We start from the raw sequence: 15,218 nt of genomic DNA on the forward strand, positions 1-15,218 counted from the left end.
ACAGTGTCACCATTGAACCCTGTGGGAGCGGGCTTGCTCGCGAATGGAGCGACTCGGTCTTAAGTACGGTACTCGGCGTTGATCTTCACGTACTCGTGGGACAGGTCGGTGGTCCAGATGGTTTCGCTGCAATCGCCACGACCCAGCTCGATACGAATGGTGATTTCTTCCTGCTGCATCACCGCCGCACCCTGGGCTTCGGTGTAGGTCGCGGCGCGCGCGCCACGGCTGGCAATGCACACGTCACCGAGGAATACGTCGATCTTGCTCACGTCCAGGTCCGGCACACCGGCACGGCCAACGGCTGCCAGGATACGGCCCCAGTTCGGATCGGAAGCAAACAGCGCCGTCTTGATCAACGGCGAGTGAGCCACGGTGTAGCCGACATCCAGGCACTCCTGGTGATTGCCGCCGCCGTTGACTTCAACGGTCACGAACTTGGTCGCGCCTTCGCCGTCGCGAACGATGGCCTGGGCCACGTCCATGCACACTTCGAACACCGCCTGCTTCAACTTGGCGAACAGTTCGCCCTCAGCGCGGGTGATTTCCGGCAGCGCCGCCTGCCCCGTGGCGATCAGCATGCAGCAGTCGTTGGTCGACGTATCACCATCGATGGTGATGCGGTTGAACGACTTGTTGGCGCCATCGAGCATCAGGTTTTGCAACACATCGCGGGAGACTTTGGCGTCGGTGGCGATGTAGCCGAGCATGGTCGCCATGTTCGGGCGAATCATGCCGGCGCCTTTGCTGATACCGGTCACGGTGACGGTCACGCCGTCGTGCTGGAACTGACGGCTGGCACCTTTTGGCAGGGTGTCGGTGGTCATGATGCCGGTGGCGGCAGCTTCCCAGTTGTGGATCGACAGGTCATCAAGGGCCGCTTGCAGTGCGCCTTCGATTTTCTCCACAGGCAACGGTTCGCCGATCACACCGGTGGAGTACGGCAGCACCTGGCTGGCTTCGACGCCGGTCAGCTCCGCCAGTTTGGCGCACGTGCGCTCGGCGGCGGCCAGGCCTGGCTCGCCGGTACCGGCGTTGGCATTGCCGGTGTTGGTCAGCAGGTAACGCACAGGGCCTTGTACGCGTTGCTTGGCCAGGATCACCGGGGCGGCGCAAAAGGCGTTCAGGGTGAACACGCCGGCTACCGTGGAGCCTTCGACACAGCGCATGACCACAACATCCTTGCGCCCCGGGCGCTTGATGCCAGCCGAGGCGATACCGAGTTCAAAACCGGCAACCGGGTGCAACGTTGGCAAAGGACCAAGACCAACAGCCATGAATGCGCTCCTTTATAAATGATGTCAGCACCGTTTCAGGAAGACGGTGGTTCGAATGGTAAAACGCCGCGACGGCAGAAGCCGGTCGCGGCGCGGGTATTTCAGCGATTGAAACGGGTTTTACTGGATCTGCCCGTGGCAATGCTTGAACTTCTTGCCCGAACCGCAGTAGCACAGCTCATTGCGACCCAGTTTATGCTCGCTGCGAACCGGGGCAGCGGCGAGCGCCACATCGATCTCTTCACCCAGCACTTCCGGTTGCTCCAGGCCTGGCGCTTCTTCATGCAGGAACTGCATGCGAGCGGCCAATGCCTCGGCTTCCTGGCGCAGGCGCTGCTCTTCCTCGATAGGATCTTCGCGGCGAACCTGAACGTGGGACAGCACACGGATCGAGTCGCGCTTGATCGAGTCCAGCAACTCGGAGAACAGGGTAAACGACTCGCGCTTGTATTCCTGTTTCGGGTTCTTCTGGGCATAACCACGCAAGTGGATACCGTGACGCAGGTGGTCCATGGTCGACAGGTGGTCTTTCCACAGGTCGTCCAGAACGCGCAGAACGATTTGCTTCTCGAAGGTGCGCAGCGCTTCGGCGCCCGCCTGGTCTTCTTTCTCGTTGTACGCCGCGACGAGCTCGTTCATGAGCTTCTCGCGCAGGGTTTCTTCGTACAGGTGATCGTCTTCGTCGAGCCATTGCTGGATCGGCAGCGTCACACCGAAGTCGCTCTGCAACGCTGCTTCCAGACCGGCCACGTCCCACTGTTCAGGCAGCGACTGCGGAGGGATGTGTGCGCTGACGGTGGCGTCGAGCACGTCCTGACGGAAGTCAGCGATGGTCTCGCCGATGTTGTCGGCGGCCAGCAACGTGTTACGCATGTGATAGATCACTTTACGCTGTTCGTTGTTGACGTCGTCGAACTCGAGCAGTTGCTTGCGGATGTCGAAGTTGCGGCCTTCAACCTTGCGCTGGGCCTTTTCAATGGCGTTGGTGACCATGCGGTGCTCGATCGCCTCGCCAGGCTGCATGCCCAGGGCCTTCATGAAGTTCTTCACCCGGTCAGAGGCGAAGATGCGCATCAGGCTGTCTTCCAGCGACAGATAGAAACGGCTGGAACCGGCGTCGCCCTGACGACCGGCACGACCACGCAACTGGTTGTCGATACGGCGCGATTCATGACGCTCGGATGCAATCACCTGCAAACCACCCGATTCGAGCACTTGCTGGTGACGCTTCTGCCAGTCGGCCTTGATCTGGGCAATCTGCTCAGGGGTCGGGTTTTCCAGGGAAGCCACTTCCACTTCCCAGTTACCGCCCAACAGGATGTCGGTACCACGACCGGCCATGTTGGTGGCGATGGTCAGTGCGCCCGGGCGACCGGCCTGGGCAATGATCTCGGCTTCCTTTTCGTGGAACTTGGCGTTCAGAACCTTGTGTTCGATGCCTTCCTTCACGAGCAGGCTGGACATGTGCTCGGAGGTTTCGATGGTGGCGGTACCCACCAGCACCGGACGACCGGCGGCCATGCTTTCCTTGATGTCGGCCACGATTGCCGCGTATTTCTCGTCGGCGGTCAGGAACACCAGGTCGTTGTAGTCTTTACGTGCCAGCGGCTTGTTCGGCGGAATCACCATGACCTGCAGGCCATAGATCTGGTGGAATTCGAACGCTTCGGTGTCGGCCGTACCGGTCATGCCGGACAGTTTGTTGTACAGACGGAAGTAGTTCTGGAAGGTGGTCGACGCCAGCGTCTGGCTTTCGGCCTGGATGTTCAGGTTTTCCTTGGCTTCGATGGCCTGGTGCAGGCCTTCGGACAAACGGCGACCCGGCATGGTACGACCGGTGTGTTCGTCGACCAGTACGACCTGACCGTCCTGCACGATGTATTCGACGTTGCGATGGAACAGCTTGTGCGCACGCAGGCCAGCGTAGACGTGAGTCAGCAGGCTCAGGTTGTGCGCCGAGTACAGGCTTTCGCCTTCAGCCAGCAGGCCGATGCGGGTCAGCGTTTCTTCGACGTACTGGTGACCGGCTTCGTTGAGTTCGACCTGACGGGTCTTCTCGTCGACGGTGAAGTGACCGGCCTGGGTCACTTCGCCTTCGACTTCCTCAACGTGCAGCTTGAGCTGCGGGATCAGCTTGTTGACTTCGATGTACAGCTTGGAGCTGTCCTCGGCCTGACCGGAGATGATCAGCGGCGTACGGGCTTCGTCGATGAGGATGGAGTCGACTTCGTCGATCACGGCAAAATTGAGTTCGCGCTGGAATTTTTCTTCCATGCTGAACGCCATGTTGTCGCGCAGGTAATCGAACCCGAATTCGTTGTTGGTGCCGTAGGTGATGTCGGCGGCGTAGGCAGCACGCTTCTCTTCCGGCGGCTGGAACGGCGTGACAACGCCGACCGTCAGGCCGAGGAATTCATACAGCGGGCGCATCCAGTTGGCGTCGCGGCGGGCCAGGTAGTCGTTCACCGTCACAACGTGCACACCGTTGCCGGACAGCGCGTTGAGGTAAACGCCCAGTGTTGCCACCAGGGTCTTGCCTTCACCGGTACGCATTTCCGCGATCATGCCTTCATGCAAGGTCATGCCGCCGATCAGCTGGACATCGAAGTGGCGCATGCCCATGACACGCTTGCCGGCTTCGCGGGCGACCGCAAAGGCTTCTGGCAGGAGCTTGTCGAGGGATTCCCCTTTGGCGATGCGGGCCTTGAACTCGCTGGTCTTGGCACGCAATTGATCGTCCGAAAGGGCCACCATTTGCTCTTCGAAGGCATTGACGAGTTGCACCGTCTTGAGCATGCGTTTGACTTCACGCTCGTTCTTGCTTCCAAAAAGTTTCTTTAACAAAGGCGCAAACATATCGGCAGGATCTTCCACACTAAAGGGATGGAGGGCGGCCCCGTGAGTCGCCCGTGCAGCCCTCATGGCCGCATGCGAACGAGCATTCTACCCGGAAACGGTGGTGAGGAAAGTGGCGATATTCCACGATGCTGGCACAGCGCTTTGACGGGGCTCACTTAAAATAGGGGCGTTTTGCTCAACTTCAAGCCGTTCAAGGCAGAAGTTAGTCGTTGATTTAATGGGTAAAGCGCCCACAAAAGCAATGGGCGGGTGCATCCGGTGCTTTCTGCTACCATGGCGGCTCTGTTACTTCAGGTGTCTGATCATGGCATTTCGCCCACTTACGGCCAAAGTACCCGCCGTTCTACTACGCGAAGCCAAGCCGCTGAAAGCCATTCTAGGCCACGCTCAACGCCTGGGTCATTTGCAACGTTTGCTCGAAAGCCAATTGCAACCCGCCGCTCGCGAGCATTGCCACGTGGCGTCCTGGCGCGAAGGCAGTTTGTTGCTAATTGTCACCGACGGCCATTGGGCAACCCGCCTGCGCTACCAGCAGAAGCGCCTGCAACGGCAACTGCAACTGTTCGACGAGTTTGCCAACCTGACGCGAATCCTGTTCAAGGTGCAGCCACCGACCGTCCAGCGGGGCGCGGCCGGGCACACCATGGATCTGTCGGACGATGCGGCCGCGACCATACAGGCCACGGCCGACGGGATCAGCGACCCGAATCTGCGGGCAGCGCTGGAGCGACTGGCGGCGCACGCCAAGACCAGAACCTCATAGGCGCCCTGTGTGGGAGCGAGCCTGCTCGCGAAGGCGGCATAACATTCAACAATGATGTTGCCTGACACACCGATTCGCGAGCAGGCTCGCTCCCACAGTTAGATTGTGTCCACTCACTAGCGACGTTTGCTGCCACCCAGCAATGAACCCATCAAGCCGCGCACCAACTGTCGGCCAAGCTGGTTCGCCGCCTGTTGCATCGCCGATTTCAGCGCCTTCCCTGCTGCCGTGCCGAGGAACTCACCCGCCTGCTCGGTGAAACTCGGCTCCTGTTTGCCCTTCTCCGCTTCGGGCTCGGGCGCCAGGCCCTTGCGCCCCATCAGCACTTCATAGGCCGATTGACGGTCAATCGGCTTGTCATAGCGGCCCTGCAACGGCGAACCGGCAATCAGCGCCGTACGCTCGGCACCGGTCAAAGGCCCGATCCGCGATTGCGGCGGCGCGACCAGCACCCGCTGAACCATTTCCGGGGTGCCTTTTTCCTGCAGCGTGCCGACCAGCGCCTCGCCGATCCCGAGTTCGGTCAACACCGACAACGTATCGAACGCCGGATTCGGCCGGAAACCTTCGGCCACTGCGCGCAGGGACTTTTGCTCCTTGGCGGTAAACGCACGCAGACCGTGCTGGATGCGCAGGCCCAGCTGAGCCAGCACATCATCCGGCAGGTCACCCGGCGACTGGGTGACGAAATACACGCCCACGCCTTTTGAACGAATCAGCCTCACGACTTGTTCCAGGCGATCACGCAATGCCTGGGGCGTGCCGTTGAACAACAAGTGGGCCTCGTCGAAGAACAGCGCCAGCAAGGGCTTGTCGGCATCGCCACGCTCCGGCAGTTGCTCGAACAGTTCGGCCAGCAGCCACAGCAGGAACGTCGCGTAGACTTTCGGCGCTTCATGCACCAGACGGCTGGCATCCAGCAAATGGATGCGCCCGCGGCCATTGGCAGTGGGTTGGAGGATGTCTTCAAGTTGCAGCGCCGGCTCACCGAACAAGGCATCGGCGCCCTGTTGCTCCAGGGTCGCCAGACGTCGCAGCAGCGCCTGGCTGGAGCCGGTGGTCATCAATGCCGCATCGTCGCCCAGCAACTCGGGGTTGTCCCGCAGGTGATTGAGCAACGCCTTCAGATCCTTGAGATCGAGCAACAACAGGCCTTCGCGGTCCGCCACCTTGAACGCCGCGTACAGCGCCGACTGCTGACTGTCGGTCAGTTCCAGCAGGCTGCCCAACAGCAGCGGCCCCATTTCACTCAAGGTTGTGCGTAAAGGATGACCGGACTGGCCCTGTACGTCCCACAACGTCACCGGATAAGCCTGAGGCTTGTGGTTGAGCCACGGCATACCGGCAATCCGCTCGGCGACCTTGCCCTGGGGATTGCCCGCGGCGCCAAGGCCGCACAGGTCACCCTTGATGTCGGCGGCGAACACCGCCACGCCGGCATCGCTGAAAGCCTCGGCCAGTCGTTGCAACGTCACGGTTTTTCCGGTGCCGGTCGCGCCCGCGATCAAACCGTGGCGATTGGCCAGGCGCATGGCCTGGGCAATCGGCTGCCCCTTGAGGTCGGCGCCGATAACGAGTTGCAGTGAGTCAGGCATTTGGTCACCCATGATTAATCTTTGGTCCTACACGGCCGATAGAGATAACGACAAAGCAGTCAGACACGATCTGGTAGGAAATTTCCCTAAGGAGAGTCGGAAAATTCAATTGCTTTCAACCTTGCCCGTCGTGCGTCCCTTTATAAAAGCACGCGCTGGACATTAAGACCTTAGCGGAACCCCAAGCCATGAACAAAAATCTGCGTTTCAGCCATAAAATCCTGCTTGCCGCCGCCCTCATTGTTATTGCCGCCTTCGCCTCATTCACGCTGTACAACGACTACTTGCAGCGCAATGCCATCCGCGAAGACCTCGATAACTATCTCAACGAGATGGGTGACGTCACCGCCAACAACATCCAGACCTGGCTGGCCGGGCGTATTTTGCTGATCGAGAACCTCTCGCAAAACATCGCCATCAACCCCGAACAAGCCAATGTCGCCAGCCTACTTGAGCAGAAAAGCCTGACGTCGACCTTCATGGCGTCCTACCTGGGTGATGCCACCGGACACTTCACCATTCGTCCGGACGCGAAGATGCCGGACGGTTTCGATCCGCGTGTTCGCCCCTGGTACAAAGGCGCTGAAAACAGCAGCACGCCGACCCTGACTGAACCCTACATCGATGCGGCAACCGGTCAACTGATCATCTCGATGGCCACGGCTTCGAAAAAAGCCGGACAGAGCGTCGGTGTGGTGGGTGGCGACCTGAGCCTGCAAACCCTGATCGCGACCCTCAGCGCCCGCGACTTTGATGGCATGGGCTACGCATTTCTGGTCAGCGCCGACGGCAAGATCCTGGTTCACCCGGACAAAGCGCTGGTGATGAAGTCCCTGAGCGAGGCGTATCCGAAAGACACCCCGCGCATCGGCAACGGCTTCAGCGAAGTGGACGTCGACGGCAAGACCCGCATTGTCAGCTTTACCCCGATCAAGGGCTTGCCTTCGGTCAACTGGTACATCGGTCTGTCGGTCGACAAGGAAAAAGCCTACTCGATGCTCAGCGAGTTCCGTACCTCGGCTGTGGTTGCAACCCTCATTGCCGTGGCCATCATCATCGCCCTGCTCGGCATGTTGATTCGCATCCTGATCCAGCCGTTGCACGTCATGACCCGCGCCATGGCCGACATCGCCGACGGCGAAGGTGATCTGACCAAACGCCTGACCATCCAGAACAATGACGAATTCGGCACCCTGGGCACCGCGTTCAACCGTTTCGTCGAGCGCATTCACGGCTCGATCCGCGAAGTGTCCTCGGCCACCGGGCAAGTCAACGAAGTGGCGTTGCGCGTGGTCGCGGCTTCCAACTCGTCGATGCTCAACTCCGACCAGCAAGCCTCGCGTACCAGCAGTGTCGCGGCCGCCATTAATCAGCTCGGCGCCGCCGCGCAGGAAATCGCCCGCAACGCCGCCCAGGCTTCGAGCCAGGCCAGCGATGCCCGCAGCCTGGCCGAAGACGGCCAGCAAGTGGTGGACCGCAGTATCGTGGCGATGAATCAACTGTCGAGCATGCTCAGCGCCTCGAGCACCAACATCGAATCGCTGAACAGCAAAACGGTGAACATCGGGCAGATTCTCGAAGTGATCACCAGCATTTCCCAGCAAACCAACCTGCTGGCACTCAATGCCGCGATTGAAGCCGCCCGTGCCGGTGAAGCCGGTCGGGGTTTTGCCGTGGTGGCGGACGAGGTGCGCAACCTGGCACACCGCACGCAGGAATCGGCGCAACAGGTGCAAACCATGATCGAGGAGCTGCAAGTCGGCGCCCGGGAATCGGTGAGCACCATGAGCGACAGTCAACGCCACAGCCAGGACAGTGTGGAAATCGCCAACCTCGCGGGCGAACGCCTGAACAGCGTGACCTTGCGTATCGGGGAAATCGACGGCATGAACCAGTCGGTGGCCACCGCGACCGAAGAACAGACCGCCGTGGTGGAGTCGATCAACGTCGACATCACCGAGATCAACACGCTGAACCAGGAAGGCGTGGAAAACCTGCAATCGACCTTGCGCGCGTGCTCGGACCTTGAGCAGCAGGCGGCGCGATTGAAGCAGTTGGTGGGTAGCTTCAGGATCTGAGGCGCTCTTGCGGGCCCCTTCGCGGGCAAGCCCGCTCCCACAGGGATCTGCGTCGAACACCTATGTTGTGTTCGACCAGGTCAAATGTGGGAGCGGGCTTGCCCGCGAAGGCGGCCGGTCAAACGATACATCCCCCCGCTGACACCCCACCCGCACAACCCCAACCGAACATCTATCCTTCATAAAGGTCAACCAAGGGAATACCGGGACCGGAGGATCGTTCATCGTGCATATCGCTGACATCACCATGTTCTACGCCCCTGCCAGCGGTGGCGTGCGCACTTATCTGGATGCAAAGCACCGTCGCCTGGGCATCAAGCCGGGCATTCGCCACAGTTTGCTGATCCCCGGATCGTCCTTGAGCGAGCAGGATGGCATCTTCACCGTTCCGGCCCCTGCCCTGCCTTTCGGCAAAGGCTATCGCTTCCCTCTGCGTCTCGCGCCCTGGCGCAATGTCCTGCAGGATTTGCAACCTGACCTGATCGAGGTCGGCGACCCCTACCTCACCGCATGGGCAGCGCTGGACGCGCGGCGGCAACTCGATGTACCGGTCATAGGTTTCTATCATTCGGACCTGCCGCTGCTGGTCAGCAACCGCATGGGCAACTGGGTGACCAATAACGTCGAGGCCTATGTCAGCAAGCTCTACGGCAACTTCGACCGGGTGCTGGCGCCCAGTCGGGTCATGGCCGACAAACTCACCGGGCTCGGGGTCAGGAATGTGTTCGTGCAACCCTTGGGCGTCGACCTGCAAACCTTCAATCCCGATGCCAGAGACCCCGGGCTGCGGGCCGAGTTGGGCCTGGACGATAACACCCGGCTGCTGATCTTCGCCGGGCGCGGCTCCAAGGAAAAAAACCTGCCAGTGCTGCTCGACTGCATGAAACGCCTGGGCCGACGCTATCACCTGCTGCTGGTTGGCTCATCGATGCCGACGGCCGTGCCGTCCAATGTGACGGTGATCGACCAGTTCTGCCCGGCGCCGCAGGTGGCCCGCCTGATGGCCAGCGCCGACGCATTGCTGCACGCCGGCGATCAGGAAACCTTCGGTCTGGTGATACTCGAAGCCATGGCCAGCGGTATTCCGGTGGTGGCCGTGGCGGCCGGGGCATTCGAGGAAATCGTCACCGAGGACTGTGGCCGGCTCTGCGCGCCGAACGATCCAGCCGCGATGGCCACCGCTGTTCGAGAGCTGTTCGGCTCGGGCAGCGTAGCGCTGGGCCGCCAAGCGCGGTTACATGTCGAACGACATTACGCCTGGGATGAGGTGGTCACCAGCTTGCTGTGCCACTACCACGCCGTGTTGGGCAGCCAATGGCCGCTGACTGCCAATGGTTGAGCCCATGAACAGGCCCGCTTTACTGCTGGTGCTGCACGACGTGGCACCTCCCACCTGGGCCGACTACCAACCGTTCGTCAAAGCCGTCGATGCCTTGGGGGGCGTGCCGATCACCTGGCTGGTGGTTCCGGATTACCACAAACACAACAATCTGGACGTCCATCCGCCGTTATGCCGCCAACTCAGTGCCAGGGTCGCCCGAGGCGACGAACTGGCACTGCATGGCTATTTCCATTGCGACGAAGGGCCGATGCCCCTCAATCCCCGCGACTGGTTCATGCGTCGGGTCTACACCCACGAAGGCGAGTTTTATCGTTTGTCACAAGAAGCCGCCCTCGCCCGCCTGCGTTCGGGCATCGAGATGTTCCAGCGGCATGACTGGCCGCTGGAAGGGTTCGTCGCCCCGGCCTGGTTGATGAGCCAAGGCACTCGCCAGGCATTGCGCCAACTGCCGTTGAGTTACACCAGCGACTCGCAGCATTTATACCGTTTACCGGATTTCACCGCGATCGAGGCGCCGGGGCTGGTCTGGAGTGCGCGCAGTGCCTGGCGCCGGGGGGTATCGAAGCTCGTCAGCGACCGTCGTGAACAACGCTGGCAGCATGCCCCGGTGATTCGCCTGGGCTTGCATCCGGTGGACATGCGCCATGAGTTCTCGCACCGATACTGGCTGCGAACCCTTGAGCGCCTGCTCGATAATGGACGCGTTCCAATGACCAAGTCCCAGTGGCTGGCGCTGCAAAACAACCGAATGGGCTGTGCCGCATGAGTCGTGCCCTGCTGTTGCTTGTCGGCCTGCTCGCGGCGGTGCTGATTCCACTGCTGTTGGGCGGCAGCGAAATCGGCTCCCGGCTGGGCGCCTTTCCGCTGCCGTGGTTGTTGATCATGTTCGGCATGATCCTGCTGTGCTGGGGCGTGAACACCCTGCGTTTGCGCCTGTTGCTGGGGGATCAATGCCACAGGGTCAGCCGGCTCAGGAGCCTTGGCGTGGTGATGGCCGCCGAATTTGCCTACTGCGCCACGCCCGGCGGCAGCGGCGGGCCGCTGACGATCATGGCGTTGCTGGCACGTCACGGCGTGCGTCCGGCCAGGGGCAGTGCCGTGTTTGCCATGGACCAATTGAGCGACTTGTTGTTTTTCCTCTGCGCCCTGAGCGGGATTCTTGTTTACGCCCTGTTCCAGCACCTCAGCCAGCGCATGGAATGGATGCTGATGGTCAGCGCTGTCTCGCTGTTCGGTGGCTTGATCACCTGCGCCATGGTCGCCCGCTATCACCGCTCGTTGATTCGCCTGAGCGGTCGATGGCTCGCCCGAGCCAATGTCAAAGCGGCCACTCGAATGCGCTGGGCGCGCAAGCTCCTGCAGTTTCTGGCGGCGTTTACCGACACGCTGAAATTGCCCGTGCAGACCTTGATCAAGGTATTCGTCCTGACCTGTGTGCATTGGCTCCTGCGCTACAGCGTGCTCTATCTGGCGTTGCGCGGGCTCGGCGCGGATTTGCAGTGGGCCTGGAGTTTTCTGATCCAGATGCTGGCCCTCAGCGCCGGGCAATTCAGCCTTCTGCCGGGCGGAGCCGGGGCGGCGGAGCTGACGTCGGCGGCGCTATTGGCCCCCATGGTCGGGAAATCCACGGCCGCCGCGGCGATTCTGATTTGGCGGGCGGTGACGTATTACTTCTACTTGCTGGTCGGTGGGCCGGTGTTTTTGCTGATGCTGGGGCGGCCGCTGCTGAAGAAATTGATGAAAATCAGGCAGGCCTGAAAAGATCGCAGCCTGCGGCAGCTCCTACAGGGTACGCAGGCTGCGATCTTTTTAATTCGTCAGACTCCTGCTGCAGCTGCTCCCACAACTCGGCTGCCCCCGCAAACTCCGTACCGTCTTCAGGCCCCATGTCATCCGGGTCGTAGCGGCTCAGGCAACCCTCGCCCAGCGTGGCGGGAGCCCTGGATGTGGCTTTGTCCAGTGGATCGGCCATGGTCATGTCCTCGGTGCAGAAACGGCGAAGGGCCTGGAGCGATTGAACGCCCAGGCCCTTCGAATTTCAACCGCGTTGTGCGTCTATCAGAAGACAACGGTTTTGTTGCCGTGCACCAGCACCCGGTCTTCCAGGTGATAACGCAGGCCACGGGCCAGCACCATCTTCTCGACATCGCGGCCGAAACGCACCATGTCTTCGATGCTGTCGCTGTGGCTGACACGCACCACGTCCTGCTCGATGATCGGGCCGGCATCCAGCTCTTCGGTCACATAGTGGCAAGTCGCGCCGATCAGCTTCACACCGCGCAGGGAGGCCTGGTGATACGGCTTGGCACCGACGAACGACGGCAGGAAGCTGTGGTGAATGTTGATCACCTTGTGCGCGTATTCGCTGCACAGCTCGGGCGGCAGGATTTGCATGTAACGGGCCAGCACCACCACTTCGGCGTCGTGCTGTTTGACCAGGCGCGACACCTCGGCGAAAGCCGGCTGCTTGTCCTGGGGATTGACCGGGACGTGGTAGTACGGAATGCCGTGCCACTCCACCATGCTGCGCAAGTCATCATGGTTGGAAATCACGCAGGAAATTTCGCAGTCCAGTTCATCGCTGTGCCAGCGATGCAGCAAGTCGGCCAGGCAGTGCGACTCGCGGCTGGCCATCAGCACCACACGCTTCTTTTGTTCGGTATCGGTGATGCGCCAGTCCATCGAGAATTCTTCGGCGATCGGGGCAAAGGCTTCGCGAAACGCTTCGATACCAAATGGCAGGGAGTCGGCACGGATTTCGTGACGCATGAAGAACCAGCCACTGAGATTGTCCGAGTGATGGCTCGCTTCAGTGATCCAACCGTTGTGTGATGCCAGAAAGTTACTGACTTTGGCAACGATGCCAACACGGTCCGGGCAAGAAATCACCAGACGAAAAGTGCGCATGAGGGGGAAACTCCAGAACTTCGCAAAGGCCGCCATTCTAGCGATTGCGCAGCAAAACTGCAGTATTGTTGACGTTTCGCCCTGCCGGAAGGTCGGTGTGGCTGGACGGCCAACACCCGCGCCGGTTCGTCCGGATGCTCTAGCGCTGCCGGGCAATTGTTAAATTATGTATATCTGACGGACCTGGATCACACTAAATAACGGCATTACCAATGTGCGCCCAAGACAAGGCAACTAAATCAAATAAAGTTGGCTTATATGTTTACTTGATGAAACACCGTGACTATTATTGCCGCACTGTCACCTGCCATCCAGCGTACAACATAAGGTAGTTCCCATGTCCTTGATCAACGAATATCGCGCCACCGAAGAAGCTATCAAAGAGCTGCAAGCCCGTTTGAAGAACCTGTCCCAAGACGACAAACTGCAAACCGAGCTGGAATTCGAAGGCAAACTGCGCACCTTGATGGGTGAATACTCCAAGTCCCTGCGTGACATCATCGCGCTGCTGGATCCAGAGTCGAAAACCAAGGCACCACGCGGCGGTGCAGTGAAAACTACCGGCACCAAGCGTGCTCGCAAAGTTAAACAATACAAAAATCCGCACAACGGCGAAGTCATCGAAACCAAAGGTGGCAACCACAAGACTCTGAAAGAGTGGAAAGCCAAGTGGGGCGGCGACGTGGTAGAAGGCTGGGCTACCCTGCTGGGCTAAGCCTCAGAGCTTGTCGCAGATGGATCCGTGACAAAAAAAGAACGCCAGCAAATGCTGGCGTTTTTTTATGCGCGGGGTTTAAGCAGCGGCAGGTTCGATTTCAAAGGTGCAAACGCTGACGCAGTCCCAGGACATAATCCTGCCATTCACCGAGCACCCCCTGCTGAAATGGAGTGGCACTAACGCTCAATTGGGCCGCGGCCTCTACAAAACTTTCGAGGGTATTTGGCGCCCCCCATCCGGGGTCTGACAAACGTTTCTGACAGAATATTCGCCAGCGCTCTTGCTCCTCGGCATTCAACGTATCGGGAAAGTTGCGTGCGCGATATCGAAACAATAATTCAGGCAAGCGTTCGTCATCGAACGGCCACTGCTCTTGTGCCAACTGCATCGGGTCGACGGTTCTGACTTGTTCGCACAAACGCCGGTCCCGATCACCGATGAATCCATCGTATAACTGTTGCTCCGGATCCTGGCTCTGGGAAAAGTCTTCGCGGGCATAAATCGCCAGGACTTTATCCAGCCAAACTTTCCGCGCGTCATTTAGCCGCAGCACTCGCTGCTGATACAGCGCCATGTCCAGACCCAGGCGCTGCTGATCCTCCTGGCGAAGTACCGACAACGGGGCCACCACCGGGCACTTGTTGATGTGAATCAACTTCAACGGTACCGGCAATTCCCCCTCGGCCAGTTCGTCGTGACGGGTATACAAGCGCTGACGCAAACTTTCGGCATCCAGGTCGAGCAGGCCCTGGGGGTCGAGGTGCAAGTCACAGACAATCAGAGCGTTCTTGTTGCGTGGGTGCCAGGCCAGCGGCAACACCACCCCCACATAGCTGCGCGCCGCCGAAAAGCGCCCGGAAACATGCACCAGCGGTTGCAGCAGGCGTATCTGGTCCATGACTTTCTGCTTGCTGCGCAGTTGAAACAGCCAGGCGTAGAGCTTGGGTTGTTTTTCCCGAATGAGGCGCGCCAGGGCAATCGTCGCGCGAACGTCCGACAGCGCCTCATGGGCATTGCCATGATCGATGCCATTGGCCGCGGTCAGGCGCTCGAGCTTGAGCGTGACCCGCCCTTCGTCGTCCGTCGGCCATTGCAGGCCATCGGGGCGCAAGGCATAAGCAGCACGCACCACATCGATCAGGTCCCAGCGGCTGTTGCCGCCCTGCCATTCCCGCGCATAAGGGTCGAAAAAGTTTCGGTACAGGCTGTAGCGGGTCATCTCGTCATCGAAACGCAGCGTGTTGTACCCCGCGCCACAGGTGCCCGGTGCCGCGAGCTGGGCATGCACCCGTGTCATGAAATCGGCTTCGCTCAAGCCCTGCGCCTGCAGTTGCCCGGGCGTGATTCCCGTGATCGCACACGCGGCCGGGTGCGGCAGGATGTCGTCGCTGGGCTGGCAATACAGATTGACCGGCTCGTCGATTTCATTGAGATCGAAGTCGGTGCGCAGGCCGGCCATTTGCAAGGGACGGTCGCAACGGGGATTGATGCCAGTGGTTTCGTAGTCGTACCAGAAGATGGAGGTCACGGGCGATTCCTGAACTGAAGATCGGCAAAGTCTAGGCGTTCACCTCCCGCCAGGGCCAGTAGTCTTGTCATTCAAGCAGCTTGCCCGGCTCACCATGCAATACATAGTTATGTCGCTTCCCTGCGCCCCCGCCCCTCGAATAGGCTGCTAG

The 15,218-nt window shown here is 60.2% G+C and carries 12 protein-coding genes and 1 pseudogene; 7 read left to right on the forward strand and 6 right to left on the reverse strand.

The genetic code is table 11. The annotated features are described in order from the left end of the window. Nucleotides 1–59: 59 nt before the first annotated feature. Both argJ and secA read right to left on the reverse strand, forming a co-directional pair. Nucleotides 60–1,277 (reverse strand): bifunctional glutamate N-acetyltransferase/amino-acid acetyltransferase ArgJ, encoded by a 1,218-nt coding sequence (gene argJ, locus AC07YV_RS03080; protein ID WP_102698385.1) that lies wholly within the window; start codon nt 1,275–1,277, stop codon nt 60–62. A 120-nt stretch (nt 1,278–1,397) separates the two neighbouring features. Next, nucleotides 1,398–4,133, reverse strand: coding sequence for a preprotein translocase subunit SecA (secA, locus tag AC07YV_RS03085; protein WP_102698386.1), 2,736 nt, complete (start codon nt 4,131–4,133; stop codon nt 1,398–1,400). Between the two features lie 307 nt (nt 4,134–4,440). Between secA and AC07YV_RS03090 the strand changes: the two genes are divergently transcribed. Continuing rightward, on the forward strand, nt 4,441–4,899 hold the full coding sequence (locus AC07YV_RS03090) for a DUF721 domain-containing protein (protein WP_102698387.1): 459 nt from the start codon (nt 4,441–4,443) through the stop codon (nt 4,897–4,899). Nucleotides 4,900–5,015: 116 nt separating this feature from the next. On the opposite strand, the gene AC07YV_RS03095 is transcribed toward AC07YV_RS03090, so the two are convergent. Next, nucleotides 5,016–6,494, reverse strand: coding sequence for a helicase HerA-like domain-containing protein (locus AC07YV_RS03095; protein ID WP_102698531.1), 1,479 nt, complete (start codon nt 6,492–6,494; stop codon nt 5,016–5,018). A gap of 188 nt (nt 6,495–6,682) precedes the next feature. Between AC07YV_RS03095 and AC07YV_RS03100 the strand changes: the two are divergent. The 5 genes and pseudogenes from AC07YV_RS03100 to gpgF all read left to right on the forward strand — a co-directional run. Further along, nucleotides 6,683–7,714, forward strand: a pseudogene (locus tag AC07YV_RS03100) (HAMP domain-containing protein); the annotation flags it as partial. Between the two features lie 93 nt (nt 7,715–7,807). Next, nucleotides 7,808–8,572, forward strand: a complete 765-nt coding sequence (locus AC07YV_RS03105; protein ID WP_494990265.1) for a methyl-accepting chemotaxis protein — start codon at nt 7,808–7,810, stop codon at nt 8,570–8,572. Nucleotides 8,573–8,798: 226 nt separating this feature from the next. Continuing rightward, on the forward strand, nt 8,799–9,911 hold the full coding sequence (gpgS, locus tag AC07YV_RS03110; protein WP_102698389.1) for an N-acetylglucosaminyl phosphatidylglycerol synthase: 1,113 nt from the start codon (nt 8,799–8,801) through the stop codon (nt 9,909–9,911). Further along, the gene (gene gpgD, locus AC07YV_RS03115; protein WP_102698390.1) at nt 9,904–10,680 is read left to right on the forward strand and encodes an N-acetylglucosaminyl phosphatidylglycerol deacetylase; all 777 of its coding nucleotides are present in this window, start codon (nt 9,904–9,906) and stop codon (nt 10,678–10,680) included. The genes gpgS and gpgD overlap by 8 nt, the downstream gene beginning before the upstream one ends. Then, nucleotides 10,677–11,672: a glucosaminyl phosphatidylglycerol flippase gene (gpgF, locus tag AC07YV_RS03120; protein ID WP_102698391.1), complete on the forward strand. Its 996-nt coding sequence runs from the start codon at nt 10,677–10,679 to the stop codon at nt 11,670–11,672. The genes gpgD and gpgF overlap by 4 nt, the downstream gene beginning before the upstream one ends. On the opposite strand, the gene AC07YV_RS03125 is transcribed toward gpgF, so the two are convergent. Both AC07YV_RS03125 and purU read right to left on the reverse strand, forming a co-directional pair. After that, complete coding sequence (locus tag AC07YV_RS03125) at nt 11,659–11,886, reverse strand: hypothetical protein (protein ID WP_102698392.1); 228 nt, start codon at nt 11,884–11,886, stop codon at nt 11,659–11,661. The genes gpgF and AC07YV_RS03125 overlap by 14 nt on opposite strands. Nucleotides 11,887–11,972: 86 nt before the next feature. Beyond that, on the reverse strand, nt 11,973–12,821 hold the full coding sequence (gene purU, locus AC07YV_RS03130) for a formyltetrahydrofolate deformylase (protein ID WP_007993692.1): 849 nt from the start codon (nt 12,819–12,821) through the stop codon (nt 11,973–11,975). Between the two features lie 337 nt (nt 12,822–13,158). On the opposite strand from purU, the gene mvaT reads away from it, so the two are divergent. After that, nucleotides 13,159–13,536 carry a histone-like nucleoid-structuring protein MvaT gene (gene mvaT, locus AC07YV_RS03135; RefSeq protein ID WP_007933316.1) on the forward strand — a complete coding sequence of 126 codons (378 nt, stop codon included), beginning with the start codon at nt 13,159–13,161 and terminating at the stop codon, nt 13,534–13,536. Between the two features lie 100 nt (nt 13,537–13,636). On the opposite strand, the gene sbcB is transcribed toward mvaT, so the two are convergent. Next, nucleotides 13,637–15,067 (reverse strand): exodeoxyribonuclease I, encoded by a 1,431-nt coding sequence (gene sbcB, locus AC07YV_RS03140; RefSeq protein WP_102698393.1) that lies wholly within the window; start codon nt 15,065–15,067, stop codon nt 13,637–13,639. Nucleotides 15,068–15,218: the final 151 nt, after the last annotated feature.

The organism is Pseudomonas sp. GW456-E7, from assembly GCF_059424105.1.